The following is a 20,037-nucleotide window of genomic DNA, read 5'->3' as shown; positions in this document are numbered from 1 at the left end:
TCGACGCAAAATTGCATTGAAACCAACAGCTTAAAATCCATTCTGACAGGTCTGGCGATTTATCCTGTGGCCGGTACGCTGAAACTCGACATATTTCTCAGGTTTGTCAAAAATCTATGCTTCATTCCTAAGTATTTCGGGATTGCAACTCAAAAAACATCACTCTGGCACCCCCGCTGAACTCCACGGATGATCGCCGTACTCGAACAAAGACAAGCGCCACATTTCAATCGTGACGCCGGTTCGAGGGGGAAAGGAAACATAGATGTTGAAGAGCAGTTATTTCTGCGGCGGGTCAATTTTGGCTGTCGCGCTTGCGTTTGGGGTGTCCGGTTTCGCGGCGGCCCAGGAGACCACGGTCGAGGAGGTGGTGATCACCGGCTCATTCATCGCCGGGACGCCTGAAGACGCCGCCCTACCGGTCGATGTCATCAGTTCCAAGGAACTTGAGGCCCGCGGTTCGCCGACGATGGTCCAGTTCATCAAGACCATCCCCTCGTCGGGCGCCGTCATCGGCGAGAACAACCGCTTCGGTTCGGGTTCCGGCGCGGCGACGATCAATCTTCGCAACCTGAACTCGCCGTCGACGGGGTCGCGGACCCTGGTCCTGTTCAATGGTCGCCGGGTACCTGTGTCACCCCAAGGCCTGAACGCGGTCGACATCAACCTGTTGCCCACCGCGGCGATCGGCCGGGTCGAGGTGTTGAAGGACGGCGCCGCCGCCACCTATGGCTCGGACGCCATTGGCGGGGTGGTCAACTTCATCACCCGCACCGATCTCGACGGCTTCGAGGTGACGGGCCAGTATCAGGCGATCTCCGGGTCGGACGGCGACTACGAAGGCAGCCTCGCCTGGGGCAAGAAGTGGGACAACGCCGACGCCCTGGTCACCGTGGGCTATCGCCATCGTTCGGTGCTGCCGATCCAGGAGCGCGATTGGGCGCTACGCACCGGCGTCGAGGGCTTCAAGGAAAACCCGCTGGGCGGCTGGGCCAGCACCGGCAATCCGGGGCAGTACAACTACGCGACCACCCCGCCGGTCGGCTCGCCGAACACCGGCTTCACGGCGGCCAGTTTCACGGGCGGCCTGCCGGACATCGGCTGCGCGGCCAATGGCGGCGCGCCGTATAACATCAGCGCCGTGATCGGTCTGCGGACGCTCAACCCCGATGCGAACTCTTGCCAGTTCCAGTACACGGTCTTCGATAATCTGATCGAAAAGGAAGATCACTTCCAGGCTTACGGCAAGTTCAACTTCGACATCACCGAGAAGCTCTCGGCCAATGTCGAGGTGCTGTATGCGATGCACGACACCCCCAACCAGAGCTGGGCGGTCACGGGACCGAACCAGTTCCCGACCCCGCTGCTCGCGGGCGGCACTTCGCCGATCCCGGCGAGCCCGCCATCGGACCAGGGCCGGTTCTACATTCCGGCCAGCAACCCCGGACTGCAGGCGCTGATCAGCCAGATCGGCAGCGCCAATTGTAACGGTACGGTCCTGCCCTATGGTGTCGACGCGGCGTCCTGCGCCGCCGGCCTCGCCCAGGCGCGTCTTGGGCTGGCCAGCGCGGCCGCCAATGGCGTGGCGACCAGCCAGACCTCCTGGCGCCCGATCGGTTTCGCCGGCAACCCCTATACCGACGATAAGCACGCTCACTATAGCTACAAGGTCGACACCTTCCGTGTCTCCGGCGGCTTCAAGGGCGAGTTGGACGCCGGCATCGGCTGGGACCTGGCGCTGACCTATCAGCAGCAGGACTACACTCGGGTTCAGGAAGACATCTCGGTCAACCGCCTGCAGATGGGCCTTCGCGGCTTCGCCAGCCGTGCGGGCGCAGCCGACCAGTGCACCCCGACCGAAGCGTTGAACCCCGCCAACGCGGGCAACGCGGCCGCGGGCTGCTTCTACTTCAACCCGTTCACCAATGGCATGGCCCAAAGCCTGTCTAACGTGCCAGCCAACCCGTTCTACGTCGGCAGCAGCAACATCCCCGGCTTCAACGATGCGGTCGCCAACCGCGCCGCCGTCGTCGACTGGATGGATGAGCGGCTGGTGAACAAGACCTCGACCCGCATGTTCGTCGCCGATCTGGTGACCAACGGCGAGTTGCCGATCGAGTTGGGTGGTGGTGCGATCCGCTGGGCGGCCGGCGCCCAGTATCGCTATGATCGGATCTCGCAAAACCCCGACAGCCTGCACGACGTCAACGCCACGCCTTGCGTGGATTCGCCGCCGTTCGGCGACGGCCAGCCGTTCTGCCTGGTTCCGACCGGGCCGTTCCTGTTCAACGCCAATCTGGCTCAATACGAGGTGTCGCGTGAAACCGGCTCGGTGTTCGCCGAAACCCTGCTGCCGATCACTGACGACCTGGAGCTGACCCTGGCTGGCCGGTACGAGTACTCGGCCTCCACGGGCGAGACCTTCAATCCGAAGGCTTCGGTCCGCTGGCAGGCGATGGAGTGGCTCGCCCTGCGCGGTTCGGTGGGCACCACCTATCGCGCGCCTTCGGCCATCATCACCCAGAGCAACTTCACGCGGGGTCTGACCAACGCCAACGGCACCTGGCGCGCTAACGACCAGTACGGCAATCCGGACCTGGATCCGGAAACCGCCTTCACCTACAGCGTCGGGGCCATGGCCAAGATCGGCGTCTTCCGCGCCTCGGTGGACTACTGGAACTTCGACTTTGAGGACCAGCTGGTGCTGGAGTCGGCGACCGATATGCTGGCCGCCATGTTCCCTGGCGGTGCGGCGGTGAACTGCGGCGTGGCGCAATATGCCGAGCTTCAGAAACGCTTCACGTTCAACGGCGCCTGCAGCCGGGCCAATGTGCAGTCCTACCGGACCCAGTACATCAACGGCGGTCGGGTGAAGACCTCGGGCCTCGACTTCCAGGCCAACCTGGACGTCGGTGAAGTGTTCGGCGGCAACCTGACCACCGGCGTCGACGGCACCTACCTGCTCAGCTACGACGAAGATCCCTACAAGATCGAGGGCATCGACGCGCCTGCGGCGGGAACCCAGAAGCGAGCCGGTACGTACCGCGCCTCGATCTTCACGGGCTACAACCGGCTTCGCGCCAACGCGTACCTGAACTGGTCCAGCGGGATCCACAACGTCCGCTGGCAGGTTCGCCACACCAGCTCGGTCAACCAGATCGAAACCAACTCGATCGGCCTGGCCTTTGCGACTCAGGGAACGACGAAGATCCCCGAGTACTGGCAACATGACCTGACCTACCGGGTCGAGCTGCCTTGGGACACGACGGCGACGCTTAGCGTCCAGAACGTGTTCGACGAGGATCCGCCCTTCGCCATCGGCACTCAGTACAACTACGACCCCTCCAGCGCCAATCCGCTGGGCCGGGTCTATGCCGTCGCGGTGAAGAAGCGTTTCTAGGCTTCTAGAAGACTGAAGACACCGGGAGCGCCGTCCTCGAGAGAGGGCGGCGTTTCTTATTTTGGGTATGTCTCGTTCAGTCGCGCGCGTTTTTGCGAGGCCTTTATGCAACACCTCGCCGCCAAGCTTCCGCCGCGTTAGCCCTCCAGCGATGAAAAGAGACCTTCGAACGGCCAAGGCGGCAACGGCGACGCATACCAAAGCCTAGATTGCTTGCAGCGCTGAAACCTAGGCTACGTCACGGATTCGACGCCATATCGGCTGATAAAACTAATCCGAACAATGTTTTGTAACTGTTGATCACTCTCGCTAGCGATGCGGAAGGCCACCATCGGCAACGCTATGTTGCAATACCGAAAAGTATCTAGCGCCTCGCATATCGCTGTTGGATGGTTGCTGATCTCTGGAGTCGGAAAGCTCGCGCGTTAGACGCGGGCGGCTCTCGAGGGGGAAGGGAACCAAAATGTTGAAGAGCAGATATTTCTGCGGCGGCTCAATTCTGGCTGTCGCCATGGCAATTGGCGCCACAGGGGCCGCAGCCCAAGCCCGCGGCGACTCCACCGTCGAAGAGGTCATCGTCACCGGTTCATTTATCGCCGGCACCCCTGAGGACGCGGCCCTGCCGGTCGACGTGATCAGTTCCAAGGAACTTGAGGCCCGTGGTTCGCCGACCATGGTGCAGTTCATCAAGACCATCCCGTCGTCGGGGGCGGTGATCGGCGAGAACAACCGCTTCGGTTCCGGCTCGGGCGCGGCGACCGTGAACCTGCGCAGTCTGAACTCTGCCGTGACCGGCGCGCGCACCCTGGTGCTGTTCAACGGCCGGCGCGTGCCTGTGTCGCCGCAGGGCCTGAACTCGGTCGACATTAACCTGCTGCCGACCGCGGCGATCGGCCGGGTCGAGGTTCTGAAGGATGGGGCCGCGGCCACCTATGGCTCGGACGCCATCGGCGGGGTCGTCAACTTCATCACCCGGACCGACCTCGACGGCTTCGAGGTGACCGGGCAATACCAGGCGATCGAGGGCTCGAACGGCGACTACGAGGCTTCGCTGGCCTGGGGCAAGAAGGCGGATTGGGGCGACGCCTTGGTCACCCTGGGCTACCGGCGGCGCTCGGAGCTGCCGATCTTCGAGCGGGATTGGGCGATCCGCACCGGAGTGGACGGCTTCCTGGAGAACCCGCTCGGCGGTTGGGCCGCCACCGGCAATCCAGGCGGCTATAACTATGCGACGACGGCGCCGGTCGGCTCCCCGAACACCGGCTTCACCTCGGCGAGCTTCACCGGGACGCTGCCGGACATCGGCTGCGCGGCCAATGGCGGCGCGCCCTACAGCCTGACGACCTTGATCGGCGCCCGGGCGGTGGTTCCCGACAGCAATGTCTGCAACTTCCAGTACACGACTTTCGATAACCTGGTTGAGGACGAGCACCACTATCAGGCCTACGGGAAGTTCAATTTCGATCTGACGGACAACATCTCCGCCAATATCGAAGTGCTGTACGCGATGCACGAGACCCCGATGCAGAGCTGGGCGGTGACTGGACCCAACCAGTTCCCGGCGCCGCAGCTGGCGTCAGGCGCTTCGGCGGGCGGCGGCGTCTCGCCGATCCCGGCGACGGGCACCGGCGAGCAGTCGCGGTTCTACATCCCTAACACCAATCCAGGTCTTCTGGCCCTGATCAGCCAGGTCAACGGGGCCAATTGCAACGGCTCGGTCCTGCCTTACGGCGTGGACGCCGCGTCCTGCGCGGCGGGCTTGGCGACAGCTCGGGCCGGGATGGCCAGCGCGCTCGCCAACGGGGTGGCCGCCAGTCAGAGCATTTGGAGGCCGATGGGGTTTGGCGGCAATCCGTATACGGATGATGAGCACGCCCACTACACCTACAAGGTCGATACGGCGCGGGTGTCGGGCGGTTTCAAGGGTAAGCTCGACAACGGTCTCGGCTTCGACGTGGCCCTGACCTACCAGAAGCAGGACTACAACTATAACCTTGAGGACCTCTCGGTGAACCGGCTGCAGCTCGCGCTGCGCGGCTTCGCCAGCCGGGACGGCGCGGCCGACCAGTGCACCCCCGGCGAGACCGCCAACTTCACCGCCAACGCCGGCAATGCGGCGATGGGCTGCTTCTACTTCAACCCGTTCACCAACGCCTTCGACCAGAGCCAGAGTCAGGTCGCGCCCAACCCGTTCTATGTCGCCAGCAGCAATATTCCGGGCTTCAACGACGCCGCCGCCAACCGCGCCGCCGTCGCCGCCTGGATGGACGAAAAGCAGCGCAACGAAATCTCTTCGGAACTGTTCGTCGCCGATGCGGTGTTCAACGGCGAACTGCCGTGGGAACTGCCCGGTGGGACGATCGCCTGGGCGGCTGGCGGGCAGTTCCGTTACGACCGCACCATCCAGGATCCGGACGTCTTCTATGACGCCAACGCCACGCCTTGCGTGGACTCGCCACCTTTCGGCGACGGCGCGCCGCCTTGCCCGACCACGTCCAATGGCCCGTTCCTATTCAACGCCAATCTGCGACCCTACGACGTCAACCGAAAGATCAGCTCGGTGTTCGGCGAGATGCTGTTCCCGATCACCGACGACCTCCAGCTGACGGTCGCCGGCCGTTATGAGCACTATGAGAGCCAGGGCGACACCTTCAATCCGAAGGCTTCTGTCCGTTGGCAGGCCATCGATTGGCTGGCGTTCCGGGGATCGGTCGGCACGACCTACCGTGCGCCCGCGGCCACCATCACCACCACCAACTTCACCCGCGGTCTGACCAACGCCAACGGCACCTACCGGGCCAACGACCTCTACGGCAATCCGGACCTCGAGCCGGAGACAGCGCTGACCTACAATCTGGGGACGGCGATCAGCTTCCAGCGGTTCCGTGCCACGGTCGACTACTGGAGCTTCGACTTCAAGGACGCGCTGACCTCGGAAGCCACGGCCGACCTCCTGAACGTCATGTTCCCCGGCGGTTCGCCGACCGGCAATTGCGGGCAGGCCGCCTATGCGAAGGTCCAGGACCGGTTCACCTTCTCCGGACCTTGCGGGCGGGCCAATATCCTGTCCTACCGCACCCAGTACATCAACGGCGGGCGGGTGAAGACCTCGGGCGTCGACTTCCAGGCCAATATGGACGTGGCCGAACTATGGGGCGGCGATATCACCGCCGGCTTCGACGGCACCTATCTGCTGAAGTACGATGAAGACCCCTATCTGATCGAAGGCTTCCCCTCGAACGCGGCCGGGACGCAGGAACGGGCGGGAACCTACCGCGCCTCGCTGTTCACCGGCTACAACAGGCTGCGGGCCAACGCCTTCCTGAACTGGTCCGGCGGCATCCACAATCTGCGCTGGCAGGTGCGTCACGTGTCCTCGACCACCCAGGTGGAGACCAACTCCATCGCCCTGGCCGCCGCGCTGAAGACCTCGATCAAGATCCCGGAATATTGGCAGCACGACCTGACCTATCGGATCGAACTGCCATGGGAGACGACGGCCACCCTGACCGTCCAGAACATCTTCGACGAGGATCCGCCGTTCGCGATCGGCACTCAGTACAACTACGACCCCAGCAGCGGGAACCCGCTGGGCCGGGTCTATTCGATGTCGCTCAGGAAGCGCTTCTAGGCCTGGCGATCACGTCTGCTCGGGGCGCCTCGGCGCTACGAGCCCCCCAGCAACTGGGCGTCGTCCTTCGGGGCGACGCCCTTTTTGCGCTCTAGGGCCGGTCGCGAGGACGCAGCGCCTCGACTTCCTCAGGCGTGAGCTTGGTGACCATCCGTACCGGGCAACGCTGCTGCCCGGTCGGGCCGCGGGTGACGATGGTGGCGCCGGTGCCGGTGCAGATCGACGAGCTGCCGCGCGACACCAAGGCGATCTGCTGGTTCCAATTGATGTCCGGGCAGGTCCCCATCAGGTCCAGCCGGTAGACGTCCCTGGCCCCGACCCGGACATTGACGGTCTGGGTGTCGATGGCCGTGAAGCCGCTGGTGCTGTTGGCGAAGAAGCACTGGCGGCTCGGGTTCGAGGCGCGCGGGTTGTTCGGATCGGTGCTGGCGCACGCCCCGACCAGAAGCAGGGCGGCGCTGGCCGCGACCCAGACTGAAGCTGTCGTCATCAGAATCTCCCTAGACGCGTTATGGCTCTCGCCGCCCGCCTGGGATGAAATTGCGACCGCGACGTTCGGCTCGCAAGCGGAATCGATCCGGGTCCACCAGGCGGGCCGCAATGGCCGGCAAGGGTGATGGAGCGCCAAGCGCCAGGGCGGCGACGTGCTCGGCCAGCAGCGGGGCCATGGAAAACCCGCGAGAGCCGAAGCCGGTCAGGAGGAAGAGGCCGGGCGTGCCGGCGGCCGGGCCGGCGCAGGGCAGGTGGTCGGCGGTCGTCGCGCGGATCGAGGCGCGACCCTTCAGAGGGGAGATCTCAAGCTGGCTGGCCAGGCCTGGGAGGGCGCCAGCCAGGGTGGCGCGGTTGCGCAGGTGATCTGTGTCCCGGACCTCGGTCGTGGTGTCGTCGCGGTCGTGGGTGGCGCCGAACAGCGCGCCGTTGCGCGTGGGGATCGCATAGCCGCCCCAGGCGGCGGCCTGGATGGGCGAGGGGCTTGTGGTCCAACTGGCCTGGCCGCGAACGGCGCCGAGCTCCAGGCCTGGCCAAAGCGCGGCGCTGGCTGGGCCGGCGGCGAGGACCACCACGTCAGCGGTCAAGATCTCGTCCCCGGCGGCGTTGCGGAGCACCCAGGCCGGGCCCTCGCGGCCAAGCGCGGCGACCTTGGCCTGGGCGACCGGGCCGAGCCAAGCCGGCAGCACCGCCTGGGGCTCTATGACCAGGGCCGCGGCGAGATCGAGGGCGGCGGGCGCGGCCTCGCCCAGCCGCGCGCTCGCCTCCGGGGCGTCCAGGGGGGCAAGGGCGTCCGGCTCGAAGATGTCGGAGACGGCGATCTTGGCGAACCGCGCCTCGTCCTTGTCGGAGGCGGCCAGTTGCAGCACGCCGCGCGCGATGATCGTCGCTGGGAGGGCTTTGTAGAGATCGACCGCCCGGGCGAAGGCCTGGGCGGCGAGCTGGGCGACGGGATCAAGGCTGGCGTCCAGGCGCGGGGTGACCAGGGCGGCGGGATTGCCGGACGCGCCGGCGCCCGCGCCTTCGGCGTCCAGGACAACCGGCTCGCAGCCGATCGCGCGCAGGGCGCGGGCCGCGGAGGCGCCGGCGATTCCCGCGCCGATCACGGCCACGCGCGGCGGGGCTGGCGGGAGGGGGGGCTCGCCGGGCAATCTGGCTTCCAGCCGCTGGCGCTTGCGGCCAAAGCCGGGCTGCTTCTCGACCTCGAAGCCGGCGGCGGCGAGACCGCGGCGAACAGCGCCGGCCACGGTGAAGGTCGCGGCCCGCGCGCCGGGCGCCGAGCGGGCGGCGACGAGAGCCATGATCTCCTCGCGCCACATGTCGGGATTGAGCGCCGGGGAGAAGCCGTCGAGGAACCAGGCGTCGGCCGATCCGCTCCAGGCGGCCAGCGCGCTTTCGACGTCCATCACCGCCAGGTCGAGGGTGGCGCGCGCCTCCGGGAAGTCGATCCGGTGGAAGCCCCGGGCCTGACCGGGCCATCGCGCGGCGAGCAGGTCGGCGAGATCCCGCAGTTCAGGCCAATGGGCGAGCGCCCGGCCGGCTTCGGCGGCGGTGATCGGATGGGCTTCGATACTGAAGATATGGAGGTGGGCACCTGGCACCGAGGTCGTTCGCCAGAGGTCGAGCAGCGCCAGGATATTGAGGCCGGTGCCGAAGCCGAGCTCGCCGACGCAGAAGGCCGAGCGGCCTTGCCAGGCCTCCGGCAGGCCGCAGCCCTCAAGGAAAACCGCGCGGGTCTCGGCCAGTCCATCCTCGGCGGAGAAATAGACATCGCCGTAGAGACGGGAGCGGGGCTGGCCGTCAGGCGTCCAGGTAAGGGGGGATTCGGCGCTCATCTAGGCGTTATAGCGCGCAAACGAAAAGGGCCGCCCCGAGGGACGGCCCTTCGCTACCGAACGCAAGAATGCGTTCGAAAGACTTACTTCGCGGCCGGAGCAGCGGCGTCGGCCGGAGCGGCCGGAGCAGCGGCGGCGGCAGCAGCGTCGGCAGCGGCGGCCGGAGCGGCGGCAGCGGCGTCGCCAGCGGCCTTCGAGGCGTCGGCGGCGGCGTCAGCGGCGGTGGCCGCGGCGTCGGTCGCGGTGTCGGCGGCGGCAGCGGCGGTCGAAGCTTCGGTGGTGGCTTCGGCGGCGGCGGCGTCGGCCTTTTCAGCGGGCTTGCCGCAGGCGGCGACGGAGAGAGCGGCGACGGCGGCGCCGGCGACGAGCAGCTTGCGGAGGATGTCGGTGGTCATGTTTCTAGGTCCCCTGGAAACGGAGTTAGGAGCAACATACGAAGGCGGTCCTGATGACCAACGTCGCGTGCGCAGGTCTGGAATATGCCTCGCTTTGCTCTCAGGGCAAGGCTTTAATTCACGCCCTCGTGATCACTTTTCGGCCCAAGGCCACCCGGCCCTTAGAAACCAAGGCGTTTGAGGGGGTTGGCTAACTGTGGGTGAATGTGATTTCGAGGTTCTGGGCCGCCGATTTGGGCGGGTCGACGGAGGATTTTGCATGGACTCGGCGTTAACGAATGCGCCTCGGGCGCGGATGATCGAGCTCGAAGGCCGCGGCGGGGCGATGGCTGGGATCGAGTTCGGCGACGCCTCGCGGCCGCTCGACATCGTCTTTGTCCATGCGAACGGCTTCAACGCCCGCACCTATCGCTCGATCCTGGCGCCCCTGGCCGACGACTTCCGCATCCTGGCGGTAGACCAGCGAGGCCATGGTCGCTCGACCTTGCCGGCCGAAACGGCGGGGCGGACCTCGTGGGACGGGCTGCGCGACGACCTGCTGGCGCTGATGTCCACGCTCGACCTGCGCGATGTGGTGCTGTCGGGCCATTCGATGGGCGGGACCGCCTGCGTGCTGGCTCAAGCAGAGGCGCCCGAGCGGGTGCGCGGCTTGACGCTGTTCGATCCGGTGGTCGTGCCCTCGCCGACCGACGGCGGGGTGGACCCCGAGGCCTTCGCCAATTCGCCGCTGGTCCAGGGCGCGCGGCGACGCCGGGCGATCTTCGCCAGCCGCGCCGCGGTGATCGAGGCCTATACCGGGCGCGGCGCCTTCAAGACCTGGACGGCCGAGATGCTGGCCGACTACGTCGCCGACGGTTTTCGCGAACGGCCCGACGGCGAGGTCGAATTGTCCTGCGCCCCGGAGTGGGAGGCCTCGAACTTCAGCTCCCACGCCCATGACACCTGGGGCGCCTTCGAACGGGCGCAGGTTCCGATTCGCATCCTGAAGGCTGAGTTCGGCTCGACCTGCCGCGAGGACCCGCGCTTCGACGCCCTAGTCGACGCCGGCCGTATCGAGGCCGAGGTGGTTCCGGGGACCAGTCATTTCCTGCCGATGGAGCGTCCGGACCTGGTGCTGGCCGAACTGCGCAAGGCGGTGGGGTGACTTCTCCTCTCCCCGGCGGCGGGGAGAGGTCGGGTGAGGGGGCCGCGGCCTCTTCGCCTCATTGATCGGTCGTCGGTTGAGCGCCGCCGCGCGTCGCCCCCTCACCTAACCTCTCCCGAGGGAGAGGGATTTGACGGGTACGGCCTACAGCGCCAAGCCTGGCGCGCATTTGGCCATGAAGGCGGCCTGGGCGTCGGGGTTGATGTCGACGACCTTGCGGGTGTCGAGGTCGAAGGAGATGACCACCGCCTCGGCGCTGGCCCAGGGCGCGCCAGTCTCTGGATCGAGCATCCAGTGCACCACCCGGCGGGTGCGGGCGTCGCAGCCGGCGAAGCCGGAGCGCAGCTCGACCCCGTCGCCGGCCTCGGGCCAGCCCAGGTGAAGAACGCGGTATTCCAGCACGGCGCCGCCGATCCGGGCGGGCGCCTCGTCGCCGATGGGTTCAGGGCCAGGCCGGGTCTCGCCGAACAGTCGGCCGACGCCGTCGGAGACGCGGCCGATGAAGATCTCGGGTCGCATCCGGCCGAACACGTCGCACTCGGCCGGGCCGATGACGCCAAGGCCGACGCGGGTGAGGCCAAGCTCAGTGGCGCGGGGCAGGCTGGCGGTCGGGACGACCGGCGAGAGATCGACGCTACGGGCCGCGGCGAAGGCCGGAACCTGCGTCCGGAACGCCTTGGCCTGTTCGCGAATGCGGGCCGACCACGGGAAGGGGCGCATGTCACGGGCCGTGGCGTGCTCGACCAGGAGCTGGAAGGTGGCCGCCGGCTCGCCGCTCGCATGGCGGATCACCAGCAGCAGGCGCGCATCGCTTTCGCCGATCTCGATGACGCCGCCAGTCATATGAAGGGCCGCGCCGGCCTTGGCCTCGCGCAGGAAACGGATGTGCTGTTCGCGGACGATGAGGGTGGCCTCGCCGTCCGCGGCGAAGGCGCGGGGCATGCCGAGCCGGGCGGCCAGTCCGGCCAGCCCCTCCTGAGCCTTGGCCACCCAGAACCTGACGTTCATGTGGCCCATCTCGTCACATTCCCAGGTGTTGACGCCGCCGCTCCAGATTTCGACGTTCTCGTCAGACACTTCGATACTCCCCGAAAATTGAGCCGGGACCTTAGGGGGCGGGGGCGGGGGGCGCCACCTGTTAAGCCCGGCTGTGCGCATCCGCCTGGAGGTGGGCGCCGTACTTGCTACGTGACAAACTGGGTCACCTCTAAGGAGCCGAGATGCCGTCAGTCCCCTCCGCCAGCGTGCTCGTCCAGCGGCACAGCCTGGTCACGCGGCTGACGCACTGGATCAATGTCCTGGCGCTGCTCGTGCTGTTGACCAGCGGCCTGCAGATTTTCAACGCGCATCCGGCCCTCTATTGGGGCGACACCTCGACCTTCGCGCGGCCCTGGGCGGCGATGGTGGCCATGGAGCGAGGCGGCCAGCCGGTCGGGATCACCAAGATCGGGCCGGCGATGTTCGAGACCACGGGCGTGCTCGGTTTTTCCGGCGATGAGGTGCGGGGCTTTCCTGCCTGGACCACCCTGCCGACCTACCGCAGCCTGGCCGACGGGCGGCGCTGGCACTTCTTCTTCGCCTGGGTTTTCGCCCTGAACGGCCTAGTCTATTTGAGCGCCAACATCGCCAGCGGCCATGTGCGGCGTAACCTGCTGCCGGACCGCGATCAACTTCAGGCGCGCCACCTGCTGGCCGAGATCGCCGATCATGCCCGGCTGCGGTTCCCCAAGGGCGAGGCCGCGCGGCGCTACAGCGCTCTGCAGAAGGTGACCTATCTGGCGGTGATCTTCGTCCTGCTGCCGATGATGGTGCTGACGGGCCTTGCCATGTCGCCCGGCCTGAACGCGGCCTGGCCCTGGGCGCCGGAGCTCTTTGGCGGCCGTCAGTCGGCGCGCACTTTCCACTTTCTGTCGGCCAGCCTGATCGTGCTGTTCGTGGTGGTGCATGTGCTGATGGTGCTGGTCTCCAGCCCGGTGAACAGCTTGCGCTCGATGATCACTGGCCGCTTCGCCATTCGCCAGGGAGAGGATTGATGCCGACCACCCGCCGCCGCTGGCTCGCCGGCCTGGGCGCCGCCGCGGGCGGCGCGTTGCTGTCGGGCTGCGACAAGCTCACCATGAATCCGGGCGTGCAAAAGACTTTGTCCGGAGCGGAGGGTCTGACCCGCCGGGCCCAGCGGCTGATCACCAATCGCACGGCCCTGGCGGCGGAGTTTCCCGAGAGCCAGATCTCGCCCGACTTCCGCGCCAATGGTTCGACCGCGCCGGGCGACCCCGATTACCGGCTCCTGGCTGAAGGCGGTTTCGCCGACTGGCGGCTGGTGGTCGACGGGCTGGTCGAGCGGCCGTTGTCGCTGAGCCTGGCGGAGCTGCGCGCCGAACCGGCCCGCACTCAGATCACCCGCCACGACTGCGTCGAGGGTTGGTCGGCGATCGGCAAGTGGAGCGGCGCGCGGCTGGGGCCGCTGCTGGACAAGGCCGGGCTGAGGGATGAAGCGCGTTACGTCGTCTTGCACTGCGCCGACACGCTGGATCCGAATGTGCCCGAGCACCTGGGACGCTACTATGAGAGCATCGACCTGATCGACGCCTATCATCCGCAATCAATCCTCGCCTACGAGATGAACGGCGAGCCGCTGTCCGTGAAGCACGGGGCGCCGGTCCGGCTGAGGGTCGAGCGCCAGCTTGGTTATAAGCACGCCAAGTACGTGATGCGCATCGAGGCGGTGGCCGACTTCGCCCACCTCGGCGGCGGCAAGGGCGGTTTCTGGGAAGACCGCGGCTACGAGTGGTACGCTGGCATCTAGACCTTTCCGGATAGGGACGCGGACATGACAGTCGAAAGCGGCGCCAACGCCGACCAGATCGCCTATTGGAACAACAGCGCCGGAGCCACCTGGGCGGCGCTGCAGGATCGTCTGGATCTCCAGATCGAGCCGCTGGGCCAGCGGGCCATGGACGCCGGCGCGCCCAAGGCGGGTGAGCGAGTGCTGGATATCGGTTGTGGCTGCGGCCAGACCAGTCTGGAGCTGGCCCAGCGCGTTGCGTCCGCCGGCCAGGTGTTGGGCGTCGATATCTCGGAGCCGATGCTGGAGGTCGCGCGCCGCCGTGGCGGCGAGGCGGCCGCGACGAATGTCAGCTTCCTGGCGGCCGACGCCCAGACCCAGGCCTTCCCGCCCGGAGGGTTCGACCTGGCCTTCTCGCGGTTCGGGGTGATGTTCTTCGACGATCCGACGTCGGCCTTCGGCAACATCGCCGCGGCGCTCAAGCCAGGCGGACGCCTGGCCTTTGTCTGCTGGCGGCCGATGCTGGAGAACCCTTGGATGAGCGTGCCGATGTTCGCCGCCCTGCCGTTGCTGCCGCCGATGCCGCCGCCGGCCGACCCCACCGCGCCGGGACCCTTCGCATTCGCCGACCCCGAGCGTCTGCGCGCCATCCTGGCGGCGGCCGGTTTCGTGGACATCGACATACAGCCGCACGACCAGCTGATCGGTGGCAACGATCTAGAGCAAACCGTCGCCATGTCGCTGCGGGTCGGGCCGCTGGGCGCGGTGCTGCGCGAGAACCCAGAGCTCAAGGACGGGGTGGTCGGCGCCATTCGCGAGGCTCTGGCGCAATACGTGACCCCGCAAGGCGTCATGCTGGCCTCGGCCACCTGGATCGTCACCGCCAAGCGGCCCTGATCACCAAGCCTTAGGTGTAGCGCTTCCAACCCGGAAACGAAAACGGCCGGGGCGAAACCCCGGCCGTCTGAAGTGCTCTAAGCCTTCTTTTCGAAGAGCTTGGCCCAGCGGGGCTTGGTGCGGTTCTTGTGCGCCCCGCGATGCCAGGCGTCCGAGGCGATCAGCGGAACCACGGTGGTGGCTTCGGCGAAGACCATCTGTTCCCAGGTCACGTCGACCTTGCCCCAGGAACAGGCTTCCTTGAGCGTCGAGGACGAGCAGGCGCCGTCGCGCACGTCGGCCACGGTGATCTGGACCGCGTACTTATGCATCTCGGCTTCGTGGCCGAGGATCTCGGCGCAGACCACGGTGTCCTGGGCGAAGTTCTTCGGCACGCCGCCGCCGACCATGAACAGGCCGGTGGTGCCGGCCGCCAGCTTGACGTCGGTCAGTTCGCGGAAGTCAGCGACCGCGTCGATGGTCAGGTAGGGCTGGCCCGCCTTCATCTTCTCGACCTGGTGCTTCACGAGGCCGAAACCGGCCGAGCTATCCACGAAGGCCGGGCAGAAGATCGGCACGCCTTCGCGATAGGCGGTTTCGATCAACGAGTCGGGCTTCTTGGCGTTGCCGGCCGCGAGCCACTTGCCCATTTCGAAGATGAACTCGCGCGACGAGTAGGGGCGGGGCTCCAGGGCGTTGCACAGATCATAGATCGTGGCGTCGCAGGCCTGCAGTTCTTCTTCGTCGATATAGGTGTCGTAGATGCGGTCGATATAGAGCGCGCGCAGGTCGCGGTCGTCGACCGGGTTCTGAGCTTCCGACTGGTAGTGCTTGAAGCCGAGGGCTTCGAAGAAGTCCATGTCCACGATCGAGGCGCCGGTGGCGACCACGACGTCGATCATCCCGTACTTCACCATGTCGCGGTAGATGTGCATGCAGCCGCCGGCGCTGGTCGAGCCCGCGAGGGTGAGCCAGGTCGAGCACTGCTTGTCTTCGAGGGACATCGTCAGGATGTCGGCCGCACGCGCGGTGTCGCGGCTGGTGAAGCTCATCTTGCGCATGGCGTCGATGACCGGACGGGCGTCGTACTGGTCGATCGCCACGTGCTCGACGGTGGTCGAGAGCAGTTCAGCCTTGCGGTTCGTGTTTTGAACGTCAGCGTTCATTCTTCAAGATCCCTTGGAGTTTGAGCGCCCGTCCAAATGGAAGAGGCGCGACCGGGACGGAGCGACCGGCCGCGCCTATAATAGCTGAGCAGCCGGCTTATTTCCGCCGACGCTTCTTCCCGCGCGCACGCGACAGCTTCACGACATTCTGGTTCTCCTGCCGGGGCAGGGGAATCGAACGCTGGGCCAGGCCGAACATTGAGGCCATCGGCGCGTCGCTCACCTCGACGGTTTCGGCGTCGCCGAAGCCGTTGAAGCGGGTGTTCATCGCCACGCCATAGGCGCCGAGCATGCCGATCTCGATGTAGTCGCCTTCGCGCACATCTTCCGGCAGCCAGAACGGACCAGGCATGTGGTCGATCGAGTCGCAGGTCGGACCCCAGAAGCGGTAGGGCTTCAGCGGCCCCTCGACTTCAAAGGCTTCACCGTCTTCGTGGCGCAGCAGCTTTACCGGGAACGGCCACTTGGTGTGAGCCGCGTCGAACAGCGAGCCGTAGGAGCCGTCGTTCAGGTAAAGCGCGTCGTCTTTGCGAAGCTCGACCTTGGTGAGGATCGACGAGCCTTCGGCCACCAACGCCCGGCCGGGTTCGCACCACAGCTCGGTCGTCTCGTGAACCATCATCTCGGCGAAGCCGCGGTCGATGGAGTCCATGTAGTCGGCCAGGTCCGGCGGGATCATGCCGGGATAGACCGACGGGAAGCCGCCGCCCACGTCCACCACGTCGGCGAACACGCCGGCGCGGACCAGGGCGCGCGAGGCCTGGGTCATCGCCGCCTGATAGGCGGTCGGACGCATGCACTGGCTGCCGACATGGAAGGAGACGCCCATCAGGTCCTGGGTCGCACGACGCGCGGCGAGCAGCAGGCCAGGAGCCTGGTGCGCATCGACGCCGAACTTGCCCGACAGCGAGTAGGTCGCGCCCTCCGCCTCGACGCCGAGACGGACGATCAGGTTCAGGTCCTTGGCGTCGCCGGTGGCGGCCAGGATCTTGGCCAGCTCTTCGTGCGTATCCAGCGCGAAGGTGCGAACCCCATGATCGAAATAGGCGGCGGCGATCGCGGCGCGGCTCTTGACCGGGTGCATGAAGGCCATGCGGGAACCCGGCGCGAACTGCGCCACAAGCTCGATCTCGGGGATCGAGGCCACATCGAAGGACGTCACGCCATTGGCGGCCAAAGCCTCAATGACCCATGGCGAAGGATTGGCCTTCACCGCGTAGAAGACGTCGCCCTTGAAATTTTCCTGGAACCAGCGCGCCGCCGTGGCCACCGCGTCCGGTCGCGCTATTGCGACAGGACGTTCCGGAGGCCGCTGACGGACCAGGTCCAGGGGCTTATGGTACGTGTGCAATTCACGTAACCCCCATTGGCAGTTGAACCTAGCCGGCGTTAGCAGCGCTTTTTGAGGACATCGGGTCCGCCGGAGCGATGCGAAATAGGGTCGATGACCTGGGATGTAAAGCGGTTTGTAAAAACATCATCAAACCCTGAGCCCGTCAGGGATTGCGTGGGGGGAAATGTGACAAGGTTTCTGGCTGGTTTACGGCCCTGGGCGAGGGGGCCGTTTTCCTTGGTGCGTCAGGGAACAGGGGCCGCGCGACCAGGCGTGGAGCATGCTCAAATGTGGCGAGGCGATCTTTTCAGTCTTCGCGGTCGCGCCCCAAAAAAATATTGAGTAGCGCGTAACGAGCCTCACGGGATTGTCAGGGTGATGAGGTGGCTTGATCCCGGGCCATTGTATAGGTTTCGCGTTCATAGGATGTGAGTGAGACCGCGTGGCTTGGATATTCCCAGGCCCTTGATGCGATGTAACTCCGAAATCCAAAAGGTGTCCGATCAATATGGTCGGGTGCGCAACCTGCACGGTCCTGATGTTGTCGCTACAGCGGCTTGATCTCTAAAGGTCCGCTGTGCGCGCCGCTGTTCGCCGTCCTTGACGGCGCCGGGCGGCTGGAAACGAGAGACGCGCCCATTTTCGACAATCTCATTGCTCTATCGCCCCTTCCTCCGTGGTTGGAAGCTCTGGTGGGCGTGGCGGTTCTCGCCGTCGCCGCGGCCCTGGCCAACCTGATCGTGAAGCAGGCGATGCGGCGCATCTTCCGGCGCGCCGCGGCGGCCTGGGACACGGGCGGGTCGCACGCGCTGACCCAGATGGTTCGGAGGCTGGCCAATGTCGTGCCAGCGATCATCGTCGCGCGCGGCGTGGGATCGGTGCCCCATCTGGCCGAGCCCGCGATCATGGTGGTCCGCAATGTCAGCGGCGCCTTCATGGTCCTCACCATCGCCCTGGCCGTCGGGGCCGGACTCAACCTTGTCAACGAGGCATATCAGCGGCGTCCGGACGCCGGCGCTCGGCCGATCAAGGGCTATGTCCAGGTGGTCAAGATCCTGATCTACGCCGGGGCGGCCATTCTGATCGCGGCGGCCTTGATGGAGCAGTCGCCGCTTCTGCTGCTGTCGGGGCTCGGCGCGATGGCCGCGGTGCTGCTGCTGGTGTTCAAGGACACCATCCTATCCCTGGTCGCGTCGGTGCAACTGACGTCGAACGACATGCTGCGCGTCGGCGACTGGATCGAGATGCCCCAGCTCAACGCCGACGGCGATGTGATCGATATCGCCCTGCATACGGTCAAGGTGCAGAATTGGGACAAGACGATCACCACGATCCCGACCCATCGCTTGATCACGGAGTCCTACAAGAACTGGCGGGGGATGTTCGACACCGGCGGACGACGCATCAAGCGGGCCTTGCTGATCGACCAGACCAGCGTCCGCTTCCTGTCTGAGCAGGAGCGCGCCGACATGCAGCGCTTCGCCTTGATCGACGAGTATCTGGATCGCAAGCAGATCGAGCTTGAGCGCTCGAACGCCGTGCTGATCGCGGCGGGACGCGATCCGGTGAACACCCGGCGGGTCACCAACATCGGTACCTTCCGAGCCTATGTGATGGCCTATCTGAAGACTCACGCCTCGATCGCCCAGGACATGACCATGCTGGTGCGGCAACTTCAGCCGACGGCTGAGGGGCTGCCGCTTGAGATCTATTGCTTCACCAACACCACCGTCTGGGCGGAATACGAGCCGATCCAGGCCGATATCTTTGACCACCTGATCGCCATCCTGCCTGAGTTCGGCTTGCGCCTCTTCCAGGTTCCGAGCGGGCTCGACATCGGTCGTTTCGCGGTCGAGCGTGCGGCGTGAGCAAGGCGTCTGAACGCGGGCCAGGAACCGCACCGGCGCACAAGCGCTTGAAGCCTATGCTTGAGCATAAGATGAACCCTCGGGTCTTTTGGGGCGCCAGCGCGATCATCGTGACGCTGCTGCTGCTCGCGACCTTCGCGCCGGGGACATCGGACTATGTGTTCACCCACGCCCAGAGCTGGGTGATCGAGTCGTTCGGCTGGTTCTATGTGGCGGCCGTGGCGGGGTTCCTGGCCTTCGTGGTGTTCCTGGCGATCGGCCCGACCGGGAAGATCAAGCTGGGCCCCGACGACGTCGAGCCCGACTTTCCCTATGTCTCCTGGCTGGCCATGCTGTTCGCGGCCGGGATGGGCATCGGCCTCATGTACTTCGCGGTGGCCGAGCCGGTTCAGCACTATATCGCGCCGCCCGAGGCCGAGCCCGGCACCATCAACGCCGCGCGCGAGGCGATGGTCATCACCTTTACCCATTGGGGCGTCCACGCCTGGGCGATCTATGCGGTGGTGGGCTTAAGCTTGGCCTATTTCTCGCATCGCAAGGGGCTACCGCTCACCCTGCGCTCAGGGCTGCAGCCGCTGCTGGGCGACAAGATCAACGGCGGGCTCGGCGACGCCGTCGACATCTTCGCGATCTGCGGGACGTTGTTCGGCATCGCCACCTCGCTCGGGCTCGGCGTGGCGCAGATCAACACCGGGCTGGAGTACCTGTTTGGCGTGCCGAGCACGCGCTTCAGCCAAATCCTGCTGATCGCCGGGGTGATGGGCCTGGCGACGATCTCGGTGCTGATCGGGCTGGACCGCGGGGTGCGCAGGCTCTCTGAGCTGAACCTGATCATCGCGGTGCTGTTGATGGGCTTCGTGCTGATCGCCGGTCCGACCGGTTTCCTGCTGAAGGCCTTGGTCCAGAATTTCGGGCTCTATCTCGACCACTTCTTCATCCGCACCTTCAATCTCTACGCCTATGAGCCCCGGGACTGGATGGCCAACTGGACCCTGTTCTACTGGGCCTGGTGGATCGCCTGGTCGCCGTTCGTGGGCATGTTCATCGCCCGGATTTCGCGGGGGCGGACGGTGCGGGAGTTCGTGATCGGCGTGTTGCTGGTGCCGACCGCCTTC

General features: G+C 66.0%; 15 protein-coding genes. 9 read left to right on the top strand and 6 right to left on the bottom strand.

Features of this window, described 5'->3' with window-relative positions:
* From Q7T84_RS11635 to Q7T84_RS11625, 3 genes are all read left to right on the top strand, one after another.
* The coding region (locus Q7T84_RS11635) for a hypothetical protein (protein WP_304808949.1) at positions 1–180 on the top strand (180 nt) is incomplete at its 5' end.
* Positions 181–265: 85 nt separating this feature from the next.
* The gene (locus tag Q7T84_RS11630; RefSeq protein ID WP_304808947.1) at positions 266–3,400 is read left to right on the top strand and encodes a TonB-dependent receptor domain-containing protein; all 3,135 of its coding nucleotides are present in this window, start codon (positions 266–268) and stop codon (positions 3,398–3,400) included.
* A gap of 463 nt (positions 3,401–3,863) precedes the next feature.
* Positions 3,864–7,031, top strand: coding sequence for a TonB-dependent receptor domain-containing protein (locus Q7T84_RS11625; protein ID WP_304808945.1), 3,168 nt, complete (start codon positions 3,864–3,866; stop codon positions 7,029–7,031).
* 91 nt (positions 7,032–7,122) lie between these two features.
* Here the strand turns inward: Q7T84_RS11625 and Q7T84_RS11620 are convergent, their stop codons facing one another.
* The 3 genes from Q7T84_RS11620 to Q7T84_RS11610 form a co-directional block, all read right to left on the bottom strand.
* Positions 7,123–7,521: a DUF6491 family protein gene (locus tag Q7T84_RS11620; protein WP_304808943.1), complete on the bottom strand. Its 399-nt coding sequence runs from the start codon at positions 7,519–7,521 to the stop codon at positions 7,123–7,125.
* Positions 7,522–7,540: 19 nt separating this feature from the next.
* Positions 7,541–9,355 carry a tRNA (5-methylaminomethyl-2-thiouridine)(34)-methyltransferase MnmD gene (gene mnmD / locus Q7T84_RS11615; protein WP_304808941.1) on the bottom strand — a complete coding sequence of 605 codons (1,815 nt, stop codon included), beginning with the start codon at positions 9,353–9,355 and terminating at the stop codon, positions 7,541–7,543.
* Between the two features lie 83 nt (positions 9,356–9,438).
* Complete coding sequence (locus Q7T84_RS11610) at positions 9,439–9,750, bottom strand: hypothetical protein (RefSeq protein ID WP_304808940.1); 312 nt, start codon at positions 9,748–9,750, stop codon at positions 9,439–9,441.
* A gap of 259 nt (positions 9,751–10,009) precedes the next feature.
* Here Q7T84_RS11610 and Q7T84_RS11605 point away from each other — a divergent pair, with 259 nt between their 5' ends.
* Positions 10,010–10,894 carry an alpha/beta fold hydrolase gene (locus Q7T84_RS11605; protein WP_304808939.1) on the top strand — a complete coding sequence of 295 codons (885 nt, stop codon included), beginning with the start codon at positions 10,010–10,012 and terminating at the stop codon, positions 10,892–10,894.
* Positions 10,895–11,038: 144 nt separating this feature from the next.
* Here the strand turns inward: Q7T84_RS11605 and Q7T84_RS11600 are convergent, their stop codons facing one another.
* On the bottom strand, positions 11,039–11,971 hold the full coding sequence (locus Q7T84_RS11600) for a thioesterase family protein (protein ID WP_304808936.1): 933 nt from the start codon (positions 11,969–11,971) through the stop codon (positions 11,039–11,041).
* A 143-nt stretch (positions 11,972–12,114) separates the two neighbouring features.
* On the opposite strand from Q7T84_RS11600, the gene Q7T84_RS11595 reads away from it, so the two are divergent.
* Genes Q7T84_RS11595 through Q7T84_RS11585 form a run of 3 tightly spaced genes read left to right on the top strand, consistent with a single transcriptional unit; the run spans position 12,115 to position 14,576 of the window.
* On the top strand, positions 12,115–12,927 hold the full coding sequence (locus Q7T84_RS11595; protein ID WP_304808934.1) for a cytochrome b/b6 domain-containing protein: 813 nt from the start codon (positions 12,115–12,117) through the stop codon (positions 12,925–12,927).
* On the top strand, positions 12,927–13,700 hold the full coding sequence (locus Q7T84_RS11590; RefSeq protein WP_304808931.1) for a molybdopterin-binding protein: 774 nt from the start codon (positions 12,927–12,929) through the stop codon (positions 13,698–13,700). The genes Q7T84_RS11595 and Q7T84_RS11590 overlap by 1 nt, the downstream gene beginning before the upstream one ends.
* A gap of 24 nt (positions 13,701–13,724) precedes the next feature.
* Positions 13,725–14,576 carry a class I SAM-dependent methyltransferase gene (locus Q7T84_RS11585; RefSeq protein ID WP_304808929.1) on the top strand — a complete coding sequence of 284 codons (852 nt, stop codon included), beginning with the start codon at positions 13,725–13,727 and terminating at the stop codon, positions 14,574–14,576.
* Positions 14,577–14,653: 77 nt separating this feature from the next.
* On the opposite strand, the gene Q7T84_RS11580 is transcribed toward Q7T84_RS11585, so the two are convergent.
* Together Q7T84_RS11580 and Q7T84_RS11575 are read right to left on the bottom strand one after the other, a co-directional pair.
* A complete protein-coding gene (locus tag Q7T84_RS11580; RefSeq protein WP_304808928.1) occupies positions 14,654–15,721 on the bottom strand; it encodes a deoxyhypusine synthase in 1,068 nt (355 codons plus the stop codon).
* Between the two features lie 97 nt (positions 15,722–15,818).
* Entirely contained in the window at positions 15,819–17,072 is a 1,254-nt protein-coding gene (locus tag Q7T84_RS11575) for a type III PLP-dependent enzyme (RefSeq protein ID WP_304808926.1), read from the bottom strand.
* 680 nt (positions 17,073–17,752) lie between these two features.
* On the opposite strand from Q7T84_RS11575, the gene Q7T84_RS11570 reads away from it, so the two are divergent.
* Together Q7T84_RS11570 and Q7T84_RS11565 are read left to right on the top strand one after the other, a co-directional pair.
* Complete coding sequence (locus Q7T84_RS11570; protein ID WP_304808924.1) at positions 17,753–18,922, top strand: mechanosensitive ion channel family protein; 1,170 nt, start codon at positions 17,753–17,755, stop codon at positions 18,920–18,922.
* A 71-nt stretch (positions 18,923–18,993) separates the two neighbouring features.
* Positions 18,994–20,037, top strand: a 1,044-nt coding sequence (locus tag Q7T84_RS11565; protein ID WP_304808922.1) for a BCCT family transporter, incomplete at its 3' end; no start/stop codon positions are given.

The organism is Phenylobacterium sp. (genome assembly GCF_030654915.1).
Taxonomy (GTDB): domain Bacteria; phylum Pseudomonadota; class Alphaproteobacteria; order Caulobacterales; family Caulobacteraceae; genus Phenylobacterium.
The sequence above is the reverse complement of the archived record's forward strand: the minus strand, read 5'-3'. Positions and strand labels throughout refer to the sequence as shown.